The following is a 24,284-nucleotide window of genomic DNA, read 5'->3' as shown; positions in this document are numbered from 1 at the left end:
GGCCTGGCCCGCGCGGCCAAGCCGGTGGAGACCCCCGACGAGGCCGCCGCCGCAACCCCGGCCGACGACGACGAGGACGAGCAGCCGCCGGCGCCCCGCCGCTGGCGGGCCGTGGTCACCTGGCTGGTGGTCGCCGTCGTCGTGCTCGGGGGCGGCGCCATCGCGTACGGCTGGACCCAGACGCAGTACTACGTGGGCGTCGACGCCGGCGAGGTCGTGATCTTCCGCGGGCTGCCGCAGACGGCCGGCGGGATCGCGCTGTCGTCGGTGGTCGAGCGGACCGGGACCCCGCTGGACGACCTCGGCTCCCGCTACCTGCGCGAGCGGGTCGAGCAGACCATCCACGCCGACACCCTCGACGACGCCCGCGGGCTGGTCGCGATGCTCGAGGACGACATCCAGGGCTCCGCGGGCACGGACCGTCCCACGCCGACACCCACCTCGACACCCACCCCCACAGCCACCCCCCTCCCCACCGGGACGGCCGCACCGTGAGCCGCGCGTGATGGCTACCGTCCAGCCGCACCGGGTGCGAGCGGGCCGTGGCGTCGAGCTCGGACTGCTGCTGCTCGCGCTCGCCATCGGCGTGGCCGCGTACGCCCTGGTGGGCATCGGCACCACCGACGAGGTCCCGCCCGACGTCCTCGGCTACGGGCTCGGCATGGCCGCGCTCGCGATCGGCATCCACCTGGTGCTGCGCTGGCGCGCCCCGTTCGCGGACCCCGTGATCCTCCCGATCACCGTGGCCCTCAACGGCATCGGGCTCGCGATGATCTACCGGATCGACTTCGCGTACGCGGCCCGGGGGCGCGACGACACCTTCGCGCAGCGGCAGCTGGTGTGGACCGCCATATCGGTGGTGCTCGCGGCGGCGGTCATCGTCCTGCTGCGCGACCACCGGACTCTGCGTCGGTACACCTACACGGCCATGCTCGCCGGTCTGGTGCTCGTGGCCCTGCCCCTGGTCCCCGGCCTGGGCGTGAACATCAACGGTGCCAGCATCTGGGTGCGCGTCGGCGGGGTCGGCTTCCAGCCCGCGGAGTTCGCCAAGATCGCGTTCGCCGTGTTCTTCGCGGGCTATCTGGTCACCCACCGCGACACCCTCGCGCTCGCCGGCCCCAAGGTGCTCGGCCTGCAGCTGCCGCGACCGCGGGACCTCGGCCCGATCCTCATCGTCTGGGGCGCGTCGGTGGCGGTCCTCGTCCTGGAGCGCGACCTCGGGACGTCCCTGCTGTTCTTCGGGCTGTTCGTCGCCATGCTCTACCTCGCCACGGAACGGCTCAGCTGGGTGGTCATCGGCCTGCTGCTCTTCGTCGCGGGCGCGGTGGTGGCCGCCGGTGCGTTCTCGCACGTCGGTGCCCGGTTCGACGCCTGGCTCAACGCGTTCGACCCCGCCGTGTTCGACCAGAGCCCGGGCGGGTCCGGCCAGCTGGTCCGCGGCCTGTTCGGCATGGCCAGCGGCGGGCTGTTCGGGACGGGCTGGGGTCAGGGCCGCCCCGACCTGGTGCCGTTCGCGGAGTCCGACTTCATCGTGGCGTCCCTCGGCGAGGAGCTCGGTCTGACCGGGCTGCTGGCCATCCTGATCTGCTACGCGGTCCTGGCCGAGCGCGGCATGCGCACGGCGATCGGGGTCCGCGACGGCTTCGGCAAGCTGCTCGCGGGCGGCCTGGCGTTCATCGTGGCGCTGCAGACGTTCGTCGTGGTCGGCGGCGTCACGCGGATCATCCCGCTGACCGGCCTGACCACCCCGTTCATCGCCTACGGCGGGTCGTCGCTCGTGGCCAACTGGGTGATCGTCGCCCTGCTGCTGCGGATCTCCGACGAGGCCCGCCGCCCGGCGCCGTCGATGAAGCCGTCCCTCACCCCGATCGCCGGCACCCCCGTGGTCACGGGCGACGACGACCAGCCCACCGAGATCGTGCGGAGGGTGCCGTGAACACGCCCCTGCGCCGCCTGGCGACCGTCGTGCTCGTGATGTTCGTGGGCCTCATGGCCGGGACCACCTGGGTGCAGTACGTCCAGGCCGAGCGCCTCAACAACGACAGCCGCAACGTCCGCACGCTCTACCGCGAGTTCGGCAACGCGCGCGGGCCGATCGTCGTCGCCGGGGAGTCGATCGCCCTGTCCGCGCCGGTCGAGGACTCCTACGGCTACCAGCGCTCGTACACCAACGGCGAGCTCTACTCCGCGCTGACCGGTTTCTACTCGGTGGTCAACGGGCGCACGCAGCTCGAGCGCGCCGCGAACGACGAGCTGACCGGTCGCGGCGACCGGCTGTTCTTCTCGCGGATCCGGGACCTGCTCACGGGACGGCAGCCGGAGGGTGCGGCCGTCGAGACCACGCTCCTGCCCGCGGCGCAGCAGGCCGCGTTCGACGGGCTTGCCGGCCAGCAGGGCGCGGTGGTGGCCATCGAGCCGTCCACCGGCAAGATCCTGGCCCTGGTCTCGACGCCCGGCTTCGACCCGAACGCGCTCGCCTCGCACGACATCACCGCCGCGGGCGCCGCGTACCAGGCGCTGAGCTCCGCCGACGGCAACCCGCTGCGCAGCAACGCGACGCAGGAGCGGTACCCGCCCGGGTCGACGTTCAAGCTGGTCACCGCCGCGGCGGCGCTCGAGAGCGGCCGGTACACCGCCGCGAGCACCCTGCCCGCGCCGGAGCGGCTGACCCTCCCGCAGACCACCGCCACCATCGGCAACTTCGGCGGGGGCGGCTGCGGCAGCGACCCGATCACGCTGGCCGACGCCCTGCGGATCTCGTGCAACACCGCGTTCGGTCAGCTGGGCCTGGACGTCGGAGCGGACGCGCTGCGCACCCAGGCCGAGCGGTTCGGGTTCGACGACCCGGACCTGACCATCCCGCTGGGCGTCGTCGAGAGCGTGTTCCCGGCGGACATGGACCTGCCCGTCACGGCACAGTCGGCCATCGGGCAGCGCGACGTGCAGGCCACCCCGCTGCAGATGGCCATGGTCGCCGCCGCGATCGCCAACGGCGGCGAGCTGATGAGGCCGTACGCGGTGCAGGCGGTGCGCTCGGCGGACCTGCAGCAGGTCGACGAGACGCAGCCCGACCTGTACTCCACGGCGATGTCGCCCGGGTCCGCCGCGGCGCTGCGGGACATGATGGTCGGCGTCGTCGACAGCGGGTCCGGCACCGCCGCGAAGATCCCCGGCGTCCAGGTGGCCGGCAAGACCGGGACCGCCCAGACGGGCGACGGCGAGGCCCCGCACGCGTGGTTCACCGCCTTCGCGCCCGCCGACGCCCCGCGCGTGGCGGTGGCAGTGATCGTCGAGCACGGCGGCAACGCCGGCAACGAGGCGACCGGCGGCCGGATCGCGGCGCCCATCGCGCGGGCCGTCATCGAGGCGGTGCTCGGATCGTGAAGACGGGTGCGGGTCTCCTGCTCGGCGAGCGCTACCGGCTGGTCCGGCAGATCGCCGTCGGCGGCATGGGTGAGGTGTGGGAGGGGTACGACGACGCCCTCGCCCGTCCCGTCGCCGTCAAGGTGCTGCGCTCGGAGTTCGCCGGCGACCGCGGGTTCCTCGAGCGGTTCCGCACCGAGGCGCGCAACTCCGCGTCCCTGTCGCACCCGAACATCGCGCAGCTGTTCGACTACGGCGAGCAGGAGGGCTCCGGGTTCCTGGTCATGGAGCTGGTGGTCGGCGAGCCGCTGTCCGACCTGCTCGAGCGCGAGCCCGTGCTGCCCGTCCGCCGCCTCCTGCCGATCCTCGCGCAGACCGCCCGGGCCCTGCACGCCGCGCACCTGGCCGGCGTCGTGCACCGCGACGTCAAGCCCGGCAACATCCTGCTCGGCCGCGGCGGGCGCGTGAAGATCACCGACTTCGGCGTCTCACTGGCCCGCAACCAGGTGAACATGACCGCCACGGGCATGGTCATGGGCACCGCCCAGTACCTGTCGCCGGAGCAGGCGGTCGGCAAGCCGGCGACGCCCCTGTCCGACCTGTACTCGCTCGGGATCATCGCGTACGAGGCGCTGGTCGGGCACCGGCCCTTCACCGGTCCGACCGCGGTGGACATCGCCGTGGCCCACGTGAACAACCCCGTCCCGCCCCTGCCGTCCAGCGTCGACAAGCACCTGGCCGCCCTCGTCCTGCGGCTCCTGTCCAAGGAGCCGAGCGCCCGGCCGGCGTCGGGCGAGGAGCTGGCGAGCATGCTGGACAAGCTGGTCCCGCGCACGCCGCCCTCCGGTATCCCCGTGCTGGTCAGCCGGCAGCAGCGCACGCCGGACACGTTCGCCACCGCGGTGACGTCGGCGGGTGGGCACGCGGAGGCGCCTCCGTCGTACCCGCCCCGCCGCACCCGCCGCGCCGACGAGCCCACCGGTCGGGCGGCCACCCGGCGCGCCTCGACCAGCACCGGGATGCGCGTGGGCCGCTCCGGCCGCCTCTCCTGGCCGTTCCTGGCCCTGGCGCTGCTGCTCATCGGGCTGCTCGGCGCGGCGGTGGCCTCCCGGTTGCTCAACGCCGACGGGCCCCCGGGCGGCCAGACCCGGTTGTCCGCCTCGGCCGCCCATTACCCTCGTGGCGTCACCCTGGATGGGATGATCACCGAGAACGGGTCCGTGGCGCTCGCCGCGGGACCGGCATCGACAGAAGCAAAGGACGCCTAGTGGTGGACGACGGATCCCGCACCCTCGCCGGACGGTACGAGGTCGGCGAGCTGATCGGGCGCGGCGGCATGGCCGAGGTGCACATCGGCCACGACACGCGGCTCGGTCGCACGGTGGCCATCAAGATCCTGCGCTCCGACCTGGCCCGCGACCCCTCCTTCCAGAACCGGTTCCGCCGCGAGGCCCAGTCGGCCGCCGCGCTCAACCACCCCGCGATCGTCTCGGTGTACGACACCGGCGAGGACGTCTTCACGGAGCCGACCGGCGTCGTCGCGCACGTGCCGTTCATCGTCATGGAGTACGTCGAGGGCCACACGGTCCGCGACATCCTGCGCGACGGCCACGCCGTCCCCATCGAGGAGGCCGTGGAGATCACGGCCGGCGTGCTGTCCGCGCTCGAGTACTCCCACCACGCGGGGATCGTGCACCGCGACATCAAGCCCGCCAACGTCATGCTCACCCCGACGGGTGCGGTCAAGGTCATGGACTTCGGCATCGCCCGCGCCATGGCGGACTCCGCGGCCACGATGACCCAGACCCAGGCCGTCATCGGCACCGCGCAGTACCTGTCGCCCGAGCAGGCGCGTGGCGAGACCGTCGACGCCCGCTCGGACCTCTACTCCACGGGCTGCCTGCTGTTCGAGCTGCTCACCGGACGCCCGCCCTTCGTCGGCGACTCGCCCGTGGCCGTGGCGTACCAGCACGTGCGCGAGGCCGCCCCGGTGCCGTCGACGTTCGCGTCCGACGTGCCGGACACGCTCGACCGCATCACGCTCAAGGCCCTGGCCAAGGAGCGTGACGCCCGCTACTCCAGCGCCGCCGAGTTCCGGTCCGACCTCGAGGCCGCCGTCCGCGGTGGCGCCGTGGGCGCGCCGGCCGTCGGGGCGCTCGCCGCCACGGCGCTGCTGGCGACGCCCGCCACCGAGGCCACCCAGGTGATGGCCCCGCCGGTCGCGACCACCCAGGCGATGCCGCCGGCCACCTCGCCGTGGGCGTCCACCGGCGCCGGGATCACCACGACCACCGGCATCCCGGACGACGAGGACCCGGGCCGCAAGCGCCCGTGGCTCCTCCCGCTGCTCATCGGGATCGCCGTCCTGGCCGTCGCGGGGATCGTCGCGCTGATCATCGCCAACTCCAACAGGACCGACGAGCCGACGCTCGTCACGGTCCCGAGCCTGGCCAACATGACACAGGCCGACGCCGAGGCGGAGCTCGACGCGCTCGGGCTCGTGTTCGTCCGGGCCGAGGAGGCGTCGGACACGATCGTCGCCGGGAACGTCACCAAGTCCGAGCCGGCGGCGGGCGAGCAGGTCGACCCCGGGTCGGACGTGACCGTCTACATCTCCACCGGCCCGAGCAGCCTCGCGGTGCCCAGCGTCGCCGGCCGCACGGAGCAGGAGGCGGCGGACATCCTCACGGACGCGGGCCTCACGGTCGCCGCCAACCGCCAGGACGACGACAACCCCGCCTTCCCCCAGGGCCAGGTCACCAAGACCGACCCCGCCGAGGGCACGTCCGTGAGCGCGGGCGCGTCCGTCACCCTGTTCGTCTCCACCGGGAACGTGCAGGTCCCCGACGTCACCGGCAAGACCAAGGCGGAGGCGACGCAGATCCTCAACGACGCCAGGCTGCAGGTCAACACCTCGCCGGTCGAGTCCGAGGCCACCCCCGACACGGTCGTCCAGCAGGACGTCGCCGCGGGCACGCTGGTCAAGCAGGGCCGGGTCATCAACCTGCAGATCGCGATCGCCCCGACCACGGCGGTCATCCCCGAGGGACTGCCGGACCAGACCTACGAGCAGGTCGTCGCCGCGCTCCAGGCGGTGGGGCTGACCAGCTTCAACCGGATCGACGAGACCTCGGAGAAGCCCGTCGGCACGGTGCTGCGGACCGACCCCTCCGGAGGCGACGAGGTGCCGCTCGACCAGCAGGTGGACATCCACGTGTCGAAGGGACCGGGGAACGGCAACAACCCAGAGCCGACCGAATCTCCCTAGTAAGTACCTGACGAAGGGGCCGTCCCGATCGGGACGGCCCCTTCGTCGTGTGATCAGAGCCGGACGAGCGGGTGCAGCCCGTCGGAGCGCCCGACGGCCTGGTCGTCGCCGCAGATCTGCAACCAGTTGGCCAGCAGGCGGTGGCCGCCCTCGGTGAGCACGGACTCCGGGTGGAACTGCACCCCGTGCAGCGGGAGCGAGACGTGCTGCAGTCCCATGATGATCCCGTGGGCGACAGCCGTGACCTCGAGCTCGTCCGAGACCGTGCCGTTCACGACCGCGAGCGAGTGGTACCGCGTGGCGGTGAACGGGTCCGGCAGCCCGGCCAGCACGCCCTCGCCCTTGTGCTCGACCTGGCTGGTCTTGCCGTGCATGAGCTCGGGCGCGTGCGTCACCGTCCCGCCGAACACCTCGCCCAGCGCCTGGTGGCCCAGGCACACCCCGAGCATCGGGAGGGCGGCGTCGGCGCAGTCACGGATGACCTGCATGCTCTGACCGGCGTCGGCGGGGGTGCCCGGACCGGGGCTCACCAGGACGCCGTCGAAGCCGGTCCGCTCGGCCACCGGTGGCACCGCGTCGTTGCGCACGACGACGGTGTCCGCGCCGAGCTGGTTGAGGTAACCGACGATCGTGTAGACGAACGAGTCGTAGTTGTCGATCACGAGGATCCGGGTCACGTCACTCACCCACAGTCGTCTCGTTGAAGGGCATGAAGGGCGCGACGGCGGGGAACAGCCACAGGAAGCAGGCCGCCAGGACCGCGAACGCGGCGAGGGTGAGGATCAGCGCCCGCACCACGGCGGGACCGGGGAGCCGGTGCCACAGCCATCCGTACATCAGCGCCCTCCGTCCGCTCGCCAGGTGATCATCATGCGCCACCGACCAGCTCGGCCGGGATCCCGTCCGCGGTGGGCGCCCAGTAGTCGAGCACGCCGTGGACGATGAACCGCTCGCGAGCCGAGAACATCGGGTGGCACGTGGTCAGGGTGATCTGGCGCTCGGTGGGCACGGCTCCCGGCTGGCCCGGTACCGGGGCGATGACGCCGATGTTCGACGGCATGACGATCTCGGTCGACGTCACGCGGTAGACGTACCAGACGTTGTCGGTGGTCCGCAGCACCAGCGGGTCCCCCACCTGGAGCTCCGCCACCCGGTTGAACGGCTTGGCGTAGGTGGTCCGGTGGCCGGCGACCGCGAAGTTGCCGAGCCCGCCCGGCATCGCGGTGCCCTCGTAGTGGCCGACCCCGAGCACGTCGAGCACCGTGGCGCGGTCCGTCCCCTGGCTGACCGGCCGCTCGGGCTCGCCCACCCAGCGGGGCACCTGGATCGTCGCGAACGTGGTGGCGTGCTCCGGCTCGGCCATCGGCGGCGGCTCGTCGCGACGCGGTGCGGCGACGACCGGACCGGCCGGCTCGCCCGGGGCCTGCGTCGGGATCGGCTCGAACGGGAGCTCGCGCACGATCTCCGCCTGCGCCCGGTTGCCCTCCACGTCGGTCCACCACAGCTGCCAGACCAGGAACGCGAAGAGCAGGATCCCGAGCGTGATGAGCAGCTCGCCGACGACGCCGACGATCCCGTAGACCAGGTTCCGGGCACGGCTCTTACCGGCACGGCTCTTCCCGGCCCGTCGCTGTGCGCGTCGGGTGGGCGCCTCGGTGGTCGTCACGCCGGTCATCACGGCCGACCGGGTTGCGTCGTCGGCGACGGGCTGAGGCGCTGCTTCTCCTCGGCGGCCTCGAGGCCCGGCAGGACCTCCACCCCGTCGGGCACGGACGCCGACCCGAGCTCGGTCGCGCCGGAGTAGGCGGGCAGCTCCATCGGCTCGTCGGCGTCGGTGACGGACCAGCCGAGGCCGACGTCCGCGGCGTCGCGCAGGTAGTCCCGGACGGCGGCCGACGCGTTGAGCGCAGCCCGCAGCTGCCTCGGGTCGCCGATGGCGCGCACCTCGTACGGCGGCGAGTAGATCCGGCCGTGCAGGCGCAGCACGTTGCCCACGCACCGGAACGCGCTCGTCGAGATCACGCGCTGGTCCATCAGGGCCATCGCCTCGGCGCCCCCGGCCCACAGCGCGTTCATCACGGCCTGCAGGTCCTGCTGGTGCACGACGAGCACGTCGGGGCTGACGTCCTCACGCCGCGGGGAGTCCTGCGGGGCGTCCTCGAGCCGCACGGTGAGCCCGGGGCCGGTCACGGGGACCAGCCCGCCGGCCACCTGGTACCCCGGACCCGGCGTGCCGACCTCGGTGCCCGCGGCCGAGTTCTCCTGCGCGGTCAGGGCGTCCACCTCCGCGCGCAGGCTGTCGACCTCGGTGGACAGCCGTGCCACCCGGGCGGTCTCCACCTGCGCCAGCTCGCGCAGGTCTTGCGGGTGGCGCTCCCCGGACGCACGCGCGAACTTGGCGTTCGCCGCGAACAGCGCCCCCGACAGCGCCAGCACGAGCGCGACCGACAGCGTGCCGCGCGCCAGGAGGCGGCGGGCGCGGTGCGGGTGGTCGGTCACGGCTGGCTCCTCGGGCGGGACGGCCCAGTACGGGCGGGCACTACGCTAGGTCACGATGCGACGGCTCCGTGACGATGCGGGCCGGCGCAGCTGAATCCGCCCACGCCCGCGCCCATCCGCGCGGTCCCCCGCGGCCCGAGGGCCGCATCGCCCAGGACAGGAGCACCGGACGTGCCTGAGTCGAAGTCGCGCAAGAAGGCGACGTACACACCGCCGCCCGCCAAGTCGACGGGACCCAAGGTCAACGCGCCCTGGTTCCTGCCCGTGATGCTCGGGCTGATGATCCTCGGACTGATCTGGATCGTGGTCACGTACCTCACCCAGTCGCAGTACCCGATCCCCGGGATCAGCCAGTGGAACCTGGCCGTCGGGTTCGTGCTCATCATCGCCGGCTTCGGCATGACGACCCGCTGGCGCTGACCCGCCTCGCCCGCTGACGAAGGCGCCGCCTGCACCTGCGGGTGGCGCCTTCGTCGCGTCCCGTCCACAGGCACCAGATCCCACCGGTGCACGCGGTCCCGCCGTCCCCAGGCGTGCACAACCCTGTGGATAACTACACCCGTGTAATTCGCACTCCGGGCGGGTCAGCCCGCGACGAAGACGAACGGCGAGGCGTCGTACGCGAAGGACATGGCCGCCAGGTACAGGGCGACCAGCGCGACGGGCGCGACGACCGCCACGAGCCGGCGTCGGGCGGTGGGCGCGTAGGCGTAGGCGGCGGTGAGCAGCGCACCGGTGAGCAGGCCGCCCACGTGCGCCTGCCACGCGATGTTCGCCATGACGAACCCGAGCGCCAGGTTGATGCCGATGAGCACGAGGATGCCGCGGACGTCGCCGCCCAGCCGCTTGCTGACCACGAGGATGGCGCCGAACAGGCCGAAGACCGCGCCCGACGCCCCGACGCTGCCCGTGGTCCAGCTGTCCGTCGCGGACGCCAGCAGCACGGAGCCCGCGGATCCGCCGAACGCGGCGACCAGGTAGAGCGTGACGAACCGGACGCGCCCGAGGGTGTTCTCGAGCGTGGGTCCGACGAACCACAGGGCCGCCATGTTGAACAGGATGTGCAGCAGCTGCCCGGGGGAGTGCAGGAACGCGGCCGTCAGGAACCGCCACGGCTCGTAGACGCCGAGGATCGGAGAGAACAGCCAGCGCCCCGTCCACGACGGATCCACCAGCTGCAGGACGAAGCTCGCCACGCACAGGCCGATGAGCGTCAGGGTGACGACGGGACGTCCGTCGTGGCGGACCCCGCCCAGAGCCGTCCGCGTGGTGGGCGCGGCGCGGGCCGCCTCCGCGACGCAGTCGACACAGTGGATGCCCACGGCGGCCGGGCGCTGGCACTCCGGGCAGGTGGGCCGGCCGCACCGCTGGCACCGCACGTACGACACCCGGTCCGGGTGGCGAGGGCAGACCGGCGGAGCGTCCGGCGTGCCCGGTACTCCGACGTCAGAAGACCCGCTGATGGTCGGTCTCAGTCCTCGATCGTGATCGAGCTGAGCACGATGTCCTCGACCGGGCGGTCGCCCGGGCGGACCTTGGTGCTCTCGATGGCGTCGACCACGGCACGGCTCTCGTCGTCGGCGACCTTGCCGAAGATGGTGTGCTTGCCGTTGAGCCACTCGGTGGGTGCCACCGAGATGAAGAACTGCGAGCCGTTGGTGCCGCCGACCTTGCCGGTGGTGGGGTCCAGTCGCTTGCCGGCGTTGGCCATGGCGAGCAGGTAGGGCTCGTTGAACGACAGCTCGGGGTGGATCTCGTCGTCGAACGTGTAGCCGGGTCCGCCGCGGCCGGTGCCCAGCGGGTCACCGCCCTGGATCATGAACCCGGAGATCACGCGGTGGAACACGACGCCCTGGTACAGCGGGTCGGTCCGCTCCTCGCCGGTGCTGGGGTCCGTCCACGGGGTCGACCCCGTGGCCAGCCCCACGAAGTTCTGCACCGTGCGGGGCGCGTGGTTGGGGTAGAGCTCGATCCGGATGTCTCCGGCGGTCGTGTGCAGGGTCGCAAACATGCGAGAAGTCTCGCACGGGACCCTGACCGGGACCTGGAAACGAGTGGTCCTGCAGGCCACGGGCGGAAGACCACCCTGCACGCCGGCGCTCACGGTGGCAGAGTAGGACGCCAGTACAGCCGACGAGCCGGGAGCCGAGAATGCCGTTCCAGAAGAGCCGCCCGAAGATCGACGTCGATACCGAGAAGCTGAAGGACCAGGCGGCCGACCTGGGTGCGACCCTGGCCGACGCCGCCAGGAGCGCCAAGGTCACCGCGGGGACCGCTGCCGTGAAGGCCGGGGACGCCGCCGCGCAGGCCAAGGACTGGAGCACCCCGAAGGTCGAGGCGGCCATCGACTGGCTGCTGCCTCGCGTGGAGCACCTGTACAAGGAGAGCGTGAAGGCCGCCGCTCCCAAGGTGGAGAGCGCGGCCGCGAAGGCGTCGCCGGCGATCGACACCGCGCACGACAAGCTGGTCGACGACCTGCTGCCCAAGCTCGTCGCCGCGGTGAACGAGGCCGCCGCCAAGGCGGGTGCCGCCGTCGAGCACGCGGCCGACACCGCAGCCGTGAAGGGCAAGGGGAGGGCCGCCGCCCTCGCCGCCGCCGCGGAGGTCGCGGCCGGCAAGAAGAAGCACACGGGCGCCAAGGTGTTCTGGCTGCTCGCCGCCCTGGCGGGGATCGGTGCGGGGGTGGCCGCCTGGACGCGGTCGCGGTCGAGCGTCGACCCCTGGGCGGAGCCGTGGGAGCCGACCGACGCCGGTACCACGCACGGTCGCGTCGGCGACGCTGCGGACGCGGTCGGTGAGGCGGCCGGCGCGGCCGTCGCCAAGGGTCGCGACGCCACCCGCAAGGCGGCCGAGAAGGTCACGGCCGCCACCGAGTCCCTCACCGAGCGGGTCACGGAGGCCCGCGGTGACCTGACCGAGAAGGTCGCCGGGGCCACGGACACCGCCAAGGAGAAGGTCGCCGGGGCCACCGAGGCCGCCAAGAAGGCGACCGCGCGGCGCACCGCGAAGCCGGTCGACACCACGACTCCCGTGGTGGTCGACCCGGACGCCGGCCCGGTCACCGAGGTGCCCGTCACGGAGGCCCCCGTCACCGAGCCGCCCGTGATCGACTCCCCGCCGGACCCGGTCAAGAAGCTCGACGAGGGCGACCGCCCGCTCTGACCTCGCACGACCGCACGGCCCCCGGTCCGCACGACCGGGGGCCGTCGTCATGTACCTAAACGTTTTGGCCGTTGACCGGCCTCTTCCGCGCTGAGGACGATGCGCGAGGCGCGTCGTGCCGGGGCCGCAGCGAGGCGACGCCGGGGCGACCACCGATCCCACTGAGTCGATCCATCCCCAGTGCCGTGGAAGAGGACCCCATGCACCGCCCCCGAACCCGCGGTCGCGTCGCGATCGCGTGCACCACCGCCGTCACCGTCGCCGCCGGCCTGCTCGTCGCCCCGCTGGCCGGTGCCGCGACCGCCGCCGACCCGGCGTACAACTACGCCGAGGCCCTGCAGAAGTCGATGTTCTTCTACGAGGCGCAGCGGTCGGGCGACCTGCCGGCCGACAACCGCGTGTCCTGGCGTGGCGACTCCGCCCTGACGGACGGCTCGGACGTGGGCAAGGACCTGACGGGCGGCTGGTACGACGCCGGCGACCACGTGAAGTTCGGCCTGCCCATGGCGTTCACCTCGACCATGCTGGCGTGGGGGGCCATCGCCGCCCCGCAGGGCTACACCAAGGCCGGGCAGCTGGACGAGCTCAAGAGCAACCTGCGCTGGGTGAACGACTACTTCGTCAAGGCACACACCGCGCCGAACGAGCTGTACGTGCAGGTGGGTGACGGCGAGGCGGACCACAAGTGGTGGGGGCCCGCCGAGGTCATGACCATGGCGCGACCGTCTCACAAGATCACCGCGTCCTGCCCGGGGTCGGACGTCGCGGGCGAGACGGCGGCGTCGTTGGCGTCGGCCGCCATCGTGTTCAGGACCGAGGACCCCGCGTACTCCGCCACGCTGCTCACCCACGCCAAGCAGCTCTACTCGTTCGCGGACACCTACCGCGGCAAGTACTCCGACTGCGTCACCGCGGCCTCGGCGTACTACAAGTCGTGGTCGGGCTACCAGGACGAGCTGGTGTGGGGCGCGTACTGGCTCTACAAGGCGACCGGCGACGCGACGTACCTGGCCAAGGCCGAGGCGGAGTACACCAGGCTGAGCGTCGAGAACCAGACGACGACCCGGTCCTACAAGTGGACGGTCGCGTGGGACGACAAGTCGTACGCGATGTACCCGCTGCTGGCCATGGAGACTGGCAAGCAGCAGTACGTCGACGACGCCAACCGGTGGCTGGACTACTGGACGGTCGGCACCAACGGCCAGCGGATCCCGTACTCGCCCGGCGGCCAGGCCGTCCTCGACTCCTGGGGGTCGCTGCGGTACGCGGCGAACACCGCGTTCGTCGCGCTCGTCTACTCCGACTGGCTCACCGACGCGACGCGCAAGGCGCGGTACCACGACTTCGGTGTGCGGCAGATCAACTACGCGCTCGGCGACAACCCCCGCAAGTCCAGCTACGTCGTGGGCTTCGGCGCCAACCCGCCGCAGAACCCGCACCACCGCACCGCGCACGGGTCGTGGCTCGACTCGCTGACCGCTCCGACCGCGACGCGGCACGTCCTGTACGGGGCGCTCGTCGGCGGGCCCAGCGGACCCAACGACACCTACACCGACCTGCGCTCCGACTACACGGCCAACGAGGTGGCGACGGACTACAACGCCGGCTTCTCCAGCGCGCTGGCCCGGCTGACGCAGGAGTACGGCGGCACCCCGCTGGCCGGCTTCCCCGTGGCAGAGCAGCCGGACGGCGACGAGATCTTCATCGAGGCCATGCTCAACCAGCCCGCCGGTGGCACGTTCACCGAGGTCAAGGCCATGATCCGCAACCAGTCGGCGTTCCCCGCACGCGCGCTGAAGAACGGCACCCTGCGGTACTGGTTCACACTCGACTCCGGTGACTCGGCGGCGAACCTCACGCTCTCGGCCAACTACAGCGAGTGCGGCCCGCAGACGGCGAAGCCGGTGAGCGCGGGCGGCACGCTCTACTACGCCGAGCTCACCTGCGTGGGGCAGAACATCCACCCCGGCGGACAGTCGCAGCACCGCCGCGAGCTCCAGTTCCGGGTGACCGGTGGTTCCACGTGGAACGCGGCGAACGACCCGTCGTTCGCCGGCCTCACCACGACCGGGCTGGCGAAGACCAAGGCCATCACGCTCTACGACGCCGGCAGGCTCATCTGGGGCACCGAGCCGACCGGCACGGTCACCGACACCACCGCGCCGACCGTGCCGGGCACCCCCGTGGCCGCCGGCATCACCGCGAGCGGCGCCTCGCTGAGCTGGGCGCCGTCCACCGACGCCGGCAGCGGCGTGGCGGGCTACGACGTCTACCGGGTCCAGGGCGCGACCTCGACGCTGGTCGCCTCGACCACCGCCGCGTCCACGGTCCTGTCCGGCCTCACGCCGAGCACCGCGTACTCCTACGCGGTGCGGGCCAAGGACGTGGCAGGCAACCTGTCCGCCGCGTCCGCGGCCGGGACGTTCACCACGGCCGACCGTCCCATCGAGGTGGTTCCTCCCGGCGCGCCGGGCACCCCGGTGGCGTCGGGCGTCACCTCGACCGGCGCGACCCTCACGTGGACCGCGTCGACGCCCGGCTCCTCCGCGCTGGCCGGCTACGACGTCCTCCGGGTCACCGGGACGACGTCCACCGTCGTGGGTACGTCCACCGGCACGACGTTCGCGCTCACCGGGCTGACGGCGGGCACGGCGTACGGCTACGCGGTCCGGGCCAAGGACGTCGCGGGCAACGTGTCCGCGGCCTCGCCGACGGTCACGTTCACCACGGTGGGCGTCACGGACACCGTCTCGCCGACCGTGCCCGGCACCCCCGCGGCGTCGTCGATCACGCAGACCGGGGCCACCCTCGCCTGGGCGGCGTCGACCGACACCGGCGGCAGCGGCCTGGCCGGGTACGAGGTCCTGCGGGTCAGCGGGACCACGTCCACCCTGGTCGGGACCGCCACGGGCGCCACGTTCGCGCTCACCGGCCTGACGGCGAACACCGCGTACACGTACGCGGTGCGCGCCAAGGACGTCGCCGGCAACCTGTCGGCGACCAGCACCTCGGTCACGTTCACGACGCTCCCTGCGACCTCCACCAGCGGCTGCGCGGTCACGTACTCCGCCAACAGCTGGAACACCGGGTTCACCGGGAGCATCAAGGTCACCAACACGTCGACGTCCCCGCTCACGTGGAGCCTGGCGTTCACCTTCCCCTCGGGCCAGCAGGTGACCCAGGGGTGGAGCGCCACGTGGACCCAGACCGGCTCGGCGGTGACGGCGACCGGCCTCTCCTGGAACGCGACGCTGGCCCCGGGGGCAAGCACGGACATCGGGTTCAACGGGTCGCACACGGGCACCAACACCGCACCGACCGCCTTCACGGTGAACGGGGGGACCTGCACCGTCTCCTGACCGCATGACGAAGGGGCGCCGCACACCACGTGCGGCGCCCTTCGTCGTCCCGGGGTCAGTCCGCGCTGTGGACCGGGCGGACGTGCTCGCCCAGCTCGGCCAGCTGCGCCTTCATCTCCCCGACGCTCAGCGTGTGCTCGACCCGCGGCGAGTAGAGCATCGAGCTGGTGATCGCACCCGTGGCCCCGATCCGGAACGCGTCGGCCACGTGGCTGACCAGCCCGGCGCCACCAGATGCGATCACCGGCAGGGACACCGCCTCGGTGATCCGCTGCGTGATGTCCAGGTCGTAGCCCGACCCCGTGCCGTCGCGGTCGATGCTGTTCACCACGATCTCGCCGGCGCCCAGGTCCTGCCCGCGCCTGGCCCACTCGACCGCGTCCATGCCGGTGTAGGTGCGTGCGCCGTCGATCGCGATCTCGTAGCCGCTCGGGATGGTCGCGGTCGGCGTCACGCGCTTGACCTGCATGCTCAGCACGATGCACTGCCGGCCGAACTCGATCGATCCCTGCGTAATGATCTGCGGGTTGCGGACGGCCATGGAGTCGATGCTGATCTTCTCCGCGCCTGCCCGCAGCACCTCGTGCATGTCCTCGAGGTGCCGGATCCCGCCGCCGACCGTCAGGGGCACGAACGTGCGGTGCGCGGCGCGGCGGACCATGGCGAGGTCGATCTGGCGCTTCTGGGCGCTGGCCATGATGTCGTAGATGACGATCTCGTCGACGTCCTCGTGGTACAGCCGGTCCGCCAGCTCGGCGGGGTCGCCGACGTCGATGTTGTCCTGGAACTGCTGCGCCTTGGTCACCCGCCCGTCCTTGACGTCGAAGCAGGCGATCAGCCGGTTAGCGAGCATCGAGGTCCTTCACGTCCAGCTGGCAGAACGACGACAGCACCTGCAGGCCGGCGCGCGCGCTCTTCTCTGTGTGGAACTGCGTCGCCATGATGTTCTTGTGCGCCACCGCGGCGGCGAACTCCTGGCCGTAGGTGGTGACGCCCACCAGGGCGGAATCCTGGGCGGGGACGGCGTAGAAAGAATTCACGAAGTAGTAGAACCCGTCCGGCGTGAATGCACGCGAGAACGGGTGGTCGCCGCGGACCTCGACATTGTTCCAGCCCATGTGCGGCACGCGGACCTGCGACCTGTCGAACTCGTGCACCGAGCCCTTCAGCCAGCCGAGGCACTCGACGTCGCCCTCGTCGGAGTGCTCGAACAGCACCTGCAGACCGACGCACACGCCGAGAAAGCCCTGACCATCGCCCAGAACCTTCTCGGACAGGTGGTCGATCCAGCCCTCCTGGCGCAGCGACTCCATGGTCACGCCGGCGGCCCCGACGCCGGGGAGGATGTACTTGTCGACCTCGTCGCACTCGCCGGGCTTGGCCACCAGCGCGTGCGGGACACCGAGGTGCTCGAGGGCATAGGAAATGCTCTGCGAATTACCGGTGCGGTAGTCGATGATCCCGATCACTCGCCCAATCCTACACCGGACACCCGTCTCAGAATGCGGACGTCAGTCGAGGAAGAGTGCCTTCAACCGCACCGTCGTGAACGCCAGTCCCAGGCCGATCATGACCACGAAGTACGCCACGTGCGTGAGCATCGAGCCGTCGACCACCCCGAGGGTCAGCCCGCGCACCAGCTCGACCGCGTGCCACAGCGGCAGCGCCTTGATCAGCCCCTGGATCCACCCGGGGTAGACAGTGATCGGGTAGAAGGTGGCCGAGAACAGGAACATCGGGAGCATCACGAAGTTGATCCAGTCCATCTGCTGGAAGGTCTTCATGTAGCTGGTCACGGCCATGCCGACGCTGGCGAACCCGAACGCGACGAGCAGCACCGCAGGCAGGGCGAGCGCCGCCGACCAGGCGAGGTTCAGGCCCATGACCTGCATGACCGTCAGGAACCCGAAGGCGTAGACGCCGCCGCGCAGGAGCGCGTAGGTGATCTCCCCGAAAGCCACGTCCAGCGGCCCGAGCGACGTGGCGAGCATCGCGTCGTACAGCTTGCCGAAGTGCATCTTGAAGAACACGTTCCACGTCGAGTCGTAGACCGCACCGTTCATGGCGGACACCGCCAGCAGGGCCGGCGCGATGAAGGCCGCGTACGGCACCGAGGTGCCGTCGGGCAGCTCGACGTCGCCGATGAACGAGCCCAGGCCCAGGCCCATGGCGAGCAGGAAGAAGACCGGCTCGAAGAAGCCGGAGAGCACGATGATCCCGCTGGAGCTCTTGGTCGCCTTGAGCCCACGCGCGACGACGGACCGCGCGTTGCGCGCGTACAGGGAGCTGACCAGGCCGCGGGTGGGCTCGGTGGTCGTCGTGGTGGTCATCCGGCCCTCAGCCTCCTGACGAACATCCGTCGGGCCATCACCCAGCCGGCGACCGCGAGCACGACGAGCACCGCGAGGTGCCAGCCGACCGGCCACGCGCCCGGGGGCGAGCCGTAGGACAGCGACCGCCCGATCTCGCTGGCGTGCCACAGCGGGGACACCCAGCCGATCCACTGCAGCCAGACCGGCAGGGTGGCCAGCGGGAAGAACGTGCCGGAGAACAGGAACAGGGGCGTGAAGACGAACCGCTGCACCAGCGCGAACTGCCCCTTGTCCTCCGTCAGGCTGGCGGAGAACGCCATCACCGGCAGCCCGAACGCGAGACCCGCCAGGACGCCGACCAGCGGCATGAGCGCACCGGTCAGCGGGTCGCCCACGGCTCCGAACGCGAGGACCAGCAGGTAGTACACGGTCGTGGTGAACAGCATGCGCGCCACGACCGACAGGACCAGGCCGGCGGCGATCTGCGGCGGCTCGATGGGCGAGGCGTTCATCCCCCAGAAGATCCGGCGCCACTTGAACCCGGCCATGATGACGAACGTGAACTCGTCCATGGCCACGGTGACCGCCGCCGTCGCCAGGAGCGCGGGTGCGACGAACCAGACGTAGTCCACCAGCCCGTCGGCGCCGGACGCGATCGGCTGGTCGAGGAACGCCGCCAGGCCGAGGCCGATGCCCAGCAGGTAGAGCAGCGGGTTGCCGACGCTGCCGACCACGATGGTCCAGCCGTACGCCTTCATGCCACGCAGCTGGTGCTCGGCGATGTACCAGGCGCCGAACCGGCGGGGCCGGGCGGCAGCCTGGACGGCGGCGTCGGTGACGGTGGTGGTGGTCATTCGATCAGGCTCCGTCCGGTGAGCCGCAGGAACACGTCCTCCAGGCTGGAGCGTCGCACCAGCGACGTGGTCGGGTGCAGCCCGAGGTCGGTCACGCGCTCGAGCACCGCCTCACCGTCGTCGGCGTACAGGAGCACGCGGTCCGGGAGCACCTCGATCCGCTCCACCAGGCCCGCCATCCGCGCGGCGGCGTCGGCGTTGCGGTCGGAGCCGAACCGCAGCTCGACCACCTCCCGCGTCGAGTACTGGCGGATCAGGCTGGACGGGCTGCCCTCGGCCATGATCCGGCCCTTGTCCACCACCACCAGCCGGTCGCACAGCTGCTCGGCCTCGTCCATGTAGTGCGTGGTGAGCACCAGGGTGGTGCCGCGCTCCTTGAGCCGGAACAGCCGGTCCCACAGGACGTGCCGCGCCTGCGGGTCCAGGCCGGTGGTCGGCTCGTCGAGCATGAGGATGCGCGGCTCGTTGATCAGGGCGCGGGCGATGGTCAGCCGGCGCTTCATGCCGCCCGAGAGGTCGTCGACCTTGGCGTTCCGCTTCTCCTCGAGCTGCGCGAAGCCCAGCAGCTCGTCGGCCCGCGACGCGCACACCGACCGCGGGATCCCGAAGTACCGGCCGTACACGATGAGGTTGTCCCGCACGCGCAGCTCGGTGTCCAGGTTGTCCTCCTGCGGCACCACCCCGAGCAGCGAACGGATCTCCGGGCCGTGGGTGTTCGGGTCCAGGCCGAGCACCCTCAGGTCCCCGGCCGTGCGCGACGACACCGCACCGACCATGCGCATGGTGGTCGACTTGCCTGCGCCGTTGGGGCCGAGCAGCCCGAACGACTCGCCCGGCGGGACCTCGAAGTCGATGCCGTCGACGGCGACGACGTCGCCGAAGCGCTTGGTGAGGCCATGGGCGGCGATGACGGGTGCGGTCACAGCGGACCAACCTAGACGAGGCCGCCGACACCCGACGAGCGGATTGCGGTTGACCGGGGCAGCGGAGCACGGGAGCCTGCGGCCATGGACGACCTCTGGCCGATCTCCGGGCTGCGCGTGCGCAGCGGTGACCTCGAGCTGCGGTACATGGACGACGCGGACGTGCTCGCGCTCGCCCGGCTCGCGGCCGACGGCGTCCACGCCCCGGACGCGATGCCGTTCGTCGTCCCGTGGACCCGGGGCACCCCGACCGAGGTGGCCCGGAGCGTCCTGGCGTACCAGTGGGGAGCCCGCTCGTCCCTGTCCCCGCAGAAGTGGAACCTGGAGCTCGCGGTGGTGCGCGCCGGAGAGGTGCTGGGCAGCCAGGCCGTCATGGCCAGCGACTTCCCGGTGCTGCGGACGGCGGAGACCGGCTCGTGGCTGGGGCTGCGCCACCAGGGCCGGGGCGTCGGCACCCGGATGCGCCTGATGATCCTGCACCTGCTGTTCGAGGGCCTCGGCGGGCAGCACGCGACCACCAGCGCGTTCGCCGACAACGCGGCGTCCACCGGTGTCACGCGCCGGATCGGCTACGCCGAGAACGGCGTCGGCGTCGTGGTCCGCGAGGGCACGCCGGCGCAGAGCCTCCGCTACGTGCTCGACCGTGCCACCTGGGACGCGCGCCCGCCCGGGCTGCGCCCCGACGTCACGCTGGTCGGGATCGAGGCCGCCCGGGAGCAGCTCGGTCTCTAGCGGCGGTCGTCGGCGGCGTCGTGGACGTACCGGGCCACCTGCACGCGGTTGGTCACCTCGAGCTTGGTGAACAGGCTGCCCACGTGCGTCTTCACGGTGGCCACCCCGAGGTGCAGCGTCCGCGCGATCTCGGTGTTGGTCAGGCCGTCGCTCACCGCGAAGGCCACCTCCCGCTCCCGGTCCGTGAGCCGCGCCAGCAGCGTCCGTGCCTTGCGCCGGCGGCCGTCGTCGGTGGGGCGGGTGACGGCGGCGATGAGCTGGTGGGTGACGCTCGGGGAGAGCATCGGCTCCCCGAGGGCCACCCGCCGGACGGCGACCACCAGGTCGGCCGGTGGGGTGTCCTTGAGCAGGAACCCGGCAGCACCCAGCTGGAGCGCGGTGAGGACCATCTCGTCGGTGTCGAACGTGGTCAGGACGATGATCCGTGCCGAGGTGCCGCGCTCGCGCAGGCGTCGCGTGGCCGCCAGGCCGTCCATCCGCGGCATGCGGATGTCCATCAGGACCACGTCGGGCAGCTCGCGGGCGACCACGTCCAGCGCGTCCTGGCCGTCGACCGCCTCACCGACCACCTCGAGGTCCGGGGCGCCGCCCAGGATCATCCGCAGACCGGCGCGCACCAGGGCGTCGTCGTCCACCACGACCACCCGCACCGTGCCGCCCTCGCTCATGCCGGCCACGGGAGCCGCGCCTCGACGACGAACGTCCCGTCCGGGTCCCGGCCGTGCTCCAGCTCGCCCCCGGCCAGCGCCGCCCGCTCGGCCAGGCCGGCGAGGCCGACGCCGCCCCGGTGCCCCTGCGGCGGGGCGTCGGCGAGGTTGCGCACCTCGATCTCCAGCCGCGACCCCGGGCTCCCGGCCAGGCGGACGCTCACGGGCTCACCGGGTGCGTGCTTGCGGGCATTGGTCAGCGCCTCCTGGACGATGCGGAACGACGTACGGGACAGGGTCTGCGCCCGAGGGTCCTCGGCCAGCGCGCTGGTGTCGAGCTCGATGTCCGACCCGGCCTCCCGCGCCTCGGCCAGCAGGGCGGGCAGCTCGGCGAGCGTGGGCTGAGGCGGCTCGATGCCCTCGGCGTCCGTGCCGGCCCGCAGGACACCGAGCACCTGCCGCAGCTCACTGAGCGCCAGCTGGGCGTTCGCCTGGATCGTCTGCGCCGTCTCGCGCGTCTCGGTGCGGGTCAGGTCGTCGCGGTAGGCCAGGGCGCCCGCATGCAGGGCGACCAGGGAGATCCGGTGCGCCAGCACGTCGTGCATCTCGCGCGCGATCCGGGTGCGCTCCGCGTCCCGCGACCGTTCGGTGGCCAGCTCACGTTCCCGCTCCGCGGTCGCCACGCGCTCCTGCAGGGACGCCACCAGCTCGCGCCGGGTGCCGATGTAGTACCCCGTCGCGGTGACGGCCGCGAAGTAGGTGACGCCGACGAGGATGAGCACCAGCACCATGTAGCCGGTGGTCGCCTCGGCCGGGAACGCCGTCCGGTAGTAGGCCTCCGACAGGAGGGACGACACCAGCGTCACCGCGCCCGCGACGACCATCCAGCTGCGGCGCCGCCACGTGGCCAGGGACACCAGCGCGATCGTGGCGGGCCCTGCAGCGGCCGCGGAGACAACGGTCGCCACGATGATCAGGCAGGCGACGGCCAGCGGGTACCGACGCCGCAGCGCCAGCAGGCACAGGGTCATCACGCCGAGCACCAGGTCCAGGCCGATGAGGGCGTCGGTGGTACCCGGCGACCCGGTCGACACCGTGGAGTGCTCCGCAGCGGAGAGCCCCCACGCGGACAGCCCGACGATCGCGGCGACCAGGTACCGCCAGACCCGCGACCACGGGGCGAGCGCGGTCGGCGACGGCGGGGGGGCGGCGACGAGGGACATGACGGCAGCCTAGGCAGCCTCGCGCGCCCCCTCGCCCCCCTTCAGGCCGGACCGCCTCCACCGTCCGGTGGACCCGGTGCCGCCGCATCGCCGATGACCCGCGCACCCCTGACCGGGACCGTGGTCGTCGCCACCGATCACCGACTCCCAGGAGAGATCCTCATGACCAGACCCACGACGCTCGCACGCACCGCCGGGCTCCTCTACCTCCTGCTCGCCGTGCTCGGCTCCTGGGCGCAGCTCGTTGCTCGCGCCGCCGTCCACGCGCAGGGCGACGCCACCACGACCGCCGCGCGGATCGTCGAGAACGAGTCCCTGGTCCGGCTCAGCCTCGTCGCCGACATCCTCATGGCCACGGTGTTCGTCCTCCTCGGGCTCGCCCTCTACCGGTTGCTCGACGACGCCCACCGCCGCGCCGCCACGGCCCTGCTGGTGCTCGTCGCGGTCGGAGCCGGCCAGATCCTGCTGAACCTCACGTTCCAGGTGGGCGCCCTGCTGAGCGCGACGGACCCGGCGCACAGCGACACGACGACGCTGCTCCTGCTCGACCTGCACGCGTACGGCTACGTCCTCGGCGGGGTCTTCTTCGGGCTGTGGCTCCTGCCCATGGGCTACGCCGCGGTGCGCACGTCGCTGTTCCCGACCTGGCTCGGCGTCCTGCTCATCGCCGGATCCGTGGCGTGGGTGGCGGACACGGTGATCGTCGTCGCTCTGCCCGACGCGCCCGCGCTGCTGACGGGAGCCGTCGACGCGCTCACCACGGCCGCGGAGCTCAGCCTGATCGTCTACCTGCTGGTCAAGGGCGTCCGCGTCGCCGCCCGACCTCCGGAGCGCGTCCCAGTGATCGCGTAGGCCGCTCAGGGCCCCGTCGCCGCGACCGGCTGCCGCAGGATGGTGCGCAGCCTGTCCGGCGCCGCCCGGCGCAGGTCGCTGAGGTAGATCTCGTGGTGAGTGCCGGACATCCGAAGGCCCTCGCTCGGGATCACCTCGTGGTGCATCCGGTCCAGCACCGGCCCCTCGTCCTCGAACGAGCCGACGTGCAGCGTCTGCACGCACCGCCCCTCGGCGAGGACCTCCAGCCGGATCTCGTCCAGCCGGGCCGGCGCGCTCTTCGCCCGGACGGCCTCGACGGCCGCCGCCACCCGGTCCGCGTCGATCCACTCCGGCACGAGGAGCAGGAGGGTCCAGTCCCACTGCGACTTGTCCCGCGCCGCCGTGAACGCGTCCATGTCCTGCGCCCACCACAGTCCCTCGAGGGGCGGCACCACGTAGTCGCGCCCGAGCTCCTTCTTGCTGGCGAACTTCAGCGTGTACGCCACGGGGAAGAGCGCGGCGACGGCGTCCGAGAACTCGGGCGACGAGTTGGGGTCGCCGTGCCCGTCGATCATCAGGTACCGCATCGGTGGCACGTCCACGACGCGGAAGGTGCCCCGCCGAGCCGCGTAGGAGTCGAGGGCCTTGGTGAGGTCGATCTTGGGCGCAGCCGTCACGGGGTGAGTCTGCCGGGTCGCCGCGGACGCACGACAGCCCCGGCCGACGATCGGGCCAGGGCTGTGCGGGCGGGTGCCTCGGTGGAGCCAAGGGGACTCGAACCCCTAACCCCCTGCTTGCAAAGCAGGTGCGCTACCAATTGCGCCATGGCCCCGACGTGCGGGTCACTCGAACGTGTCGGTGACCTCTGCCCACAGGTCGCGCTCGTCGCGATCCTGCGCGTACTTCTGCCACGCGACGAATCCGACGGCGGCTGCTGCCACCAGGAGCAGGACCTTCTTCATCGGTTCCCCCACGGGTCGGGAGTGGGCCTAACAGGACTTGAACCTGTGACCTCTTCCTTATCAGGGAAGCGCTCTAACCGTCTGAGCTATAGGCCCGTGCACTGCGCGCGCCGCAGTGGCGCCGGATGAGACTACCCCAGCGTGGGGGCGCCGCCCAAACCGGCTAC

General features: G+C 72.0%; 24 protein-coding genes, 2 tRNA genes and 1 pseudogene. 10 read left to right on the top strand and 17 right to left on the bottom strand.

Annotated elements, in window-relative coordinates; genetic code table 11:
- The 5 genes and pseudogenes from RYN42_RS01470 to pknB form a co-directional block, all read left to right on the top strand.
- A pseudogene (locus RYN42_RS01470) lies at window positions 1-495 on the top strand (serine/threonine-protein phosphatase); the annotation flags it as partial.
- Between the two features lie 10 nt (window positions 496-505).
- Window positions 506-1,936, top strand: a complete 1,431-nt coding sequence (locus RYN42_RS01465) for an FtsW/RodA/SpoVE family cell cycle protein (RefSeq protein ID WP_315093102.1) — start codon at window positions 506-508, stop codon at window positions 1,934-1,936.
- Window positions 1,933-3,384, top strand: a complete 1,452-nt coding sequence (locus tag RYN42_RS01460) for a penicillin-binding protein 2 (RefSeq protein ID WP_315093100.1) — start codon at window positions 1,933-1,935, stop codon at window positions 3,382-3,384. The genes RYN42_RS01465 and RYN42_RS01460 overlap by 4 nt, the downstream gene beginning before the upstream one ends.
- Window positions 3,381-4,631, top strand: coding sequence for a serine/threonine-protein kinase (locus tag RYN42_RS01455; RefSeq protein ID WP_315093099.1), 1,251 nt, complete (start codon window positions 3,381-3,383; stop codon window positions 4,629-4,631). Before RYN42_RS01460 ends, RYN42_RS01455 begins: the two co-directional genes overlap by 4 nt.
- Entirely contained in the window at window positions 4,631-6,631 is a 2,001-nt protein-coding gene (pknB, locus tag RYN42_RS01450) for a Stk1 family PASTA domain-containing Ser/Thr kinase (protein WP_315093098.1), read from the top strand. The genes RYN42_RS01455 and pknB overlap by 1 nt, the downstream gene beginning before the upstream one ends.
- 53 nt (window positions 6,632-6,684) lie before the next feature.
- Here the strand turns inward: pknB and RYN42_RS01445 are convergent, their stop codons facing one another.
- Genes RYN42_RS01445 through RYN42_RS01430 form a run of 4 tightly spaced genes read right to left on the bottom strand, consistent with a single transcriptional unit; the run spans window position 6,685 to window position 9,130 of the window.
- Window positions 6,685-7,308: an aminodeoxychorismate/anthranilate synthase component II gene (locus RYN42_RS01445; protein WP_315093110.1), complete on the bottom strand. Its 624-nt coding sequence runs from the start codon at window positions 7,306-7,308 to the stop codon at window positions 6,685-6,687.
- Window position 7,309: 1 nt separating this feature from the next.
- Window positions 7,310-7,468 carry a hypothetical protein gene (locus RYN42_RS01440; protein ID WP_315093097.1) on the bottom strand — a complete coding sequence of 53 codons (159 nt, stop codon included), beginning with the start codon at window positions 7,466-7,468 and terminating at the stop codon, window positions 7,310-7,312.
- 31 nt (window positions 7,469-7,499) lie between these two features.
- A complete protein-coding gene (locus tag RYN42_RS01435; protein WP_399552365.1) occupies window positions 7,500-8,306 on the bottom strand; it encodes a class E sortase in 807 nt (268 codons plus the stop codon).
- Window positions 8,306-9,130 (bottom strand): DUF881 domain-containing protein, encoded by an 825-nt coding sequence (locus RYN42_RS01430; RefSeq protein ID WP_315093095.1) that lies wholly within the window; start codon window positions 9,128-9,130, stop codon window positions 8,306-8,308. Before RYN42_RS01430 ends, RYN42_RS01435 begins: the two co-directional genes overlap by 1 nt.
- Window positions 9,131-9,301: 171 nt before the next feature.
- Between RYN42_RS01430 and RYN42_RS01425 the strand changes: the two genes are divergently transcribed.
- The gene (locus RYN42_RS01425) at window positions 9,302-9,550 is read left to right on the top strand and encodes a cell division protein CrgA (RefSeq protein WP_315093093.1); all 249 of its coding nucleotides are present in this window, start codon (window positions 9,302-9,304) and stop codon (window positions 9,548-9,550) included.
- Window positions 9,551-9,714: 164 nt separating this feature from the next.
- Here the strand turns inward: RYN42_RS01425 and RYN42_RS01420 are convergent, their stop codons facing one another.
- Together RYN42_RS01420 and RYN42_RS01415 are read right to left on the bottom strand one after the other, a co-directional pair.
- The gene (locus RYN42_RS01420; RefSeq protein WP_315093092.1) at window positions 9,715-10,452 is read right to left on the bottom strand and encodes a rhomboid family intramembrane serine protease; all 738 of its coding nucleotides are present in this window, start codon (window positions 10,450-10,452) and stop codon (window positions 9,715-9,717) included.
- A gap of 149 nt (window positions 10,453-10,601) precedes the next feature.
- Window positions 10,602-11,141 (bottom strand): peptidylprolyl isomerase, encoded by a 540-nt coding sequence (locus tag RYN42_RS01415; protein ID WP_315093090.1) that lies wholly within the window; start codon window positions 11,139-11,141, stop codon window positions 10,602-10,604.
- Window positions 11,142-11,281: 140 nt separating this feature from the next.
- Between RYN42_RS01415 and RYN42_RS01410 the strand changes: the two genes are divergently transcribed.
- Both RYN42_RS01410 and RYN42_RS01405 read left to right on the top strand, forming a co-directional pair.
- Complete coding sequence (locus RYN42_RS01410) at window positions 11,282-12,292, top strand: hypothetical protein (RefSeq protein WP_315093089.1); 1,011 nt, start codon at window positions 11,282-11,284, stop codon at window positions 12,290-12,292.
- A gap of 200 nt (window positions 12,293-12,492) precedes the next feature.
- Window positions 12,493-15,651: a glycoside hydrolase family 9 protein gene (locus tag RYN42_RS01405; RefSeq protein ID WP_315093087.1), complete on the top strand. Its 3,159-nt coding sequence runs from the start codon at window positions 12,493-12,495 to the stop codon at window positions 15,649-15,651.
- Between the two features lie 55 nt (window positions 15,652-15,706).
- Here the strand turns inward: RYN42_RS01405 and RYN42_RS01400 are convergent, their stop codons facing one another.
- The 5 genes from RYN42_RS01400 to RYN42_RS01380 are packed head-to-tail and all read right to left on the bottom strand — an operon-like array spanning window position 15,707 to window position 19,740.
- The gene (locus RYN42_RS01400) at window positions 15,707-16,504 is read right to left on the bottom strand and encodes an imidazole glycerol phosphate synthase cyclase subunit (RefSeq protein ID WP_315093086.1); all 798 of its coding nucleotides are present in this window, start codon (window positions 16,502-16,504) and stop codon (window positions 15,707-15,709) included.
- Complete coding sequence (gene hisH, locus RYN42_RS01395; RefSeq protein WP_315093084.1) at window positions 16,494-17,120, bottom strand: imidazole glycerol phosphate synthase subunit HisH; 627 nt, start codon at window positions 17,118-17,120, stop codon at window positions 16,494-16,496. Before hisH ends, RYN42_RS01400 begins: the two co-directional genes overlap by 11 nt.
- A gap of 42 nt (window positions 17,121-17,162) precedes the next feature.
- The gene (locus tag RYN42_RS01390) at window positions 17,163-17,981 is read right to left on the bottom strand and encodes an ABC transporter permease (protein WP_315093082.1); all 819 of its coding nucleotides are present in this window, start codon (window positions 17,979-17,981) and stop codon (window positions 17,163-17,165) included.
- Window positions 17,978-18,817: an ABC transporter permease gene (locus RYN42_RS01385; protein WP_315093080.1), complete on the bottom strand. Its 840-nt coding sequence runs from the start codon at window positions 18,815-18,817 to the stop codon at window positions 17,978-17,980. The genes RYN42_RS01390 and RYN42_RS01385 overlap by 4 nt, the downstream gene beginning before the upstream one ends.
- Window positions 18,814-19,740, bottom strand: coding sequence for an ATP-binding cassette domain-containing protein (locus tag RYN42_RS01380; RefSeq protein WP_315093079.1), 927 nt, complete (start codon window positions 19,738-19,740; stop codon window positions 18,814-18,816). The genes RYN42_RS01385 and RYN42_RS01380 overlap by 4 nt, the downstream gene beginning before the upstream one ends.
- 84 nt (window positions 19,741-19,824) lie before the next feature.
- On the opposite strand from RYN42_RS01380, the gene RYN42_RS01375 reads away from it, so the two are divergent.
- A complete protein-coding gene (locus tag RYN42_RS01375; RefSeq protein ID WP_315093077.1) occupies window positions 19,825-20,472 on the top strand; it encodes a GNAT family protein in 648 nt (215 codons plus the stop codon).
- Here RYN42_RS01375 and RYN42_RS01370 read toward each other — a convergent pair.
- Together RYN42_RS01370 and RYN42_RS01365 are read right to left on the bottom strand one after the other, a co-directional pair.
- Window positions 20,469-21,140 (bottom strand): response regulator transcription factor, encoded by a 672-nt coding sequence (locus RYN42_RS01370; protein WP_315093075.1) that lies wholly within the window; start codon window positions 21,138-21,140, stop codon window positions 20,469-20,471. The genes RYN42_RS01375 and RYN42_RS01370 overlap by 4 nt on opposite strands.
- Window positions 21,137-22,342, bottom strand: coding sequence for a histidine kinase (locus tag RYN42_RS01365; protein ID WP_315093073.1), 1,206 nt, complete (start codon window positions 22,340-22,342; stop codon window positions 21,137-21,139). The genes RYN42_RS01370 and RYN42_RS01365 overlap by 4 nt, the downstream gene beginning before the upstream one ends.
- A 162-nt stretch (window positions 22,343-22,504) precedes the next feature.
- Between RYN42_RS01365 and RYN42_RS01360 the strand changes: the two genes are divergently transcribed.
- Window positions 22,505-23,194 (top strand): DUF4386 domain-containing protein, encoded by a 690-nt coding sequence (locus RYN42_RS01360; protein ID WP_315093071.1) that lies wholly within the window; start codon window positions 22,505-22,507, stop codon window positions 23,192-23,194.
- Between the two features lie 5 nt (window positions 23,195-23,199).
- On the opposite strand, the gene RYN42_RS01355 is transcribed toward RYN42_RS01360, so the two are convergent.
- The 4 genes from RYN42_RS01355 to RYN42_RS01340 all read right to left on the bottom strand — a co-directional run bounded on the left by RYN42_RS01355 (window position 23,200) and on the right by RYN42_RS01340 (window position 24,213).
- Window positions 23,200-23,832, bottom strand: coding sequence for a GyrI-like domain-containing protein (locus RYN42_RS01355; RefSeq protein ID WP_315093069.1), 633 nt, complete (start codon window positions 23,830-23,832; stop codon window positions 23,200-23,202).
- A gap of 82 nt (window positions 23,833-23,914) precedes the next feature.
- Window positions 23,915-23,987, bottom strand: a tRNA-Ala gene (locus RYN42_RS01350).
- A gap of 10 nt (window positions 23,988-23,997) precedes the next feature.
- A complete protein-coding gene (locus RYN42_RS01345; RefSeq protein ID WP_315093067.1) occupies window positions 23,998-24,117 on the bottom strand; it encodes a DLW-39 family protein in 120 nt (39 codons plus the stop codon).
- A gap of 22 nt (window positions 24,118-24,139) precedes the next feature.
- Window positions 24,140-24,213, bottom strand: a tRNA-Ile gene (locus tag RYN42_RS01340).
- Between the last annotated feature and the right edge of the window lie 71 nt (window positions 24,214-24,284).

It is taken from the genome of uncultured Cellulomonas sp. (assembly GCF_963527515.1).
Taxonomy (GTDB): Bacteria; Actinomycetota; Actinomycetes; order Actinomycetales; family Cellulomonadaceae; genus Cellulomonas.
Note: the sequence above shows the minus strand (reverse complement) of the source record. Positions and strands in the feature narration are given on the sequence as shown.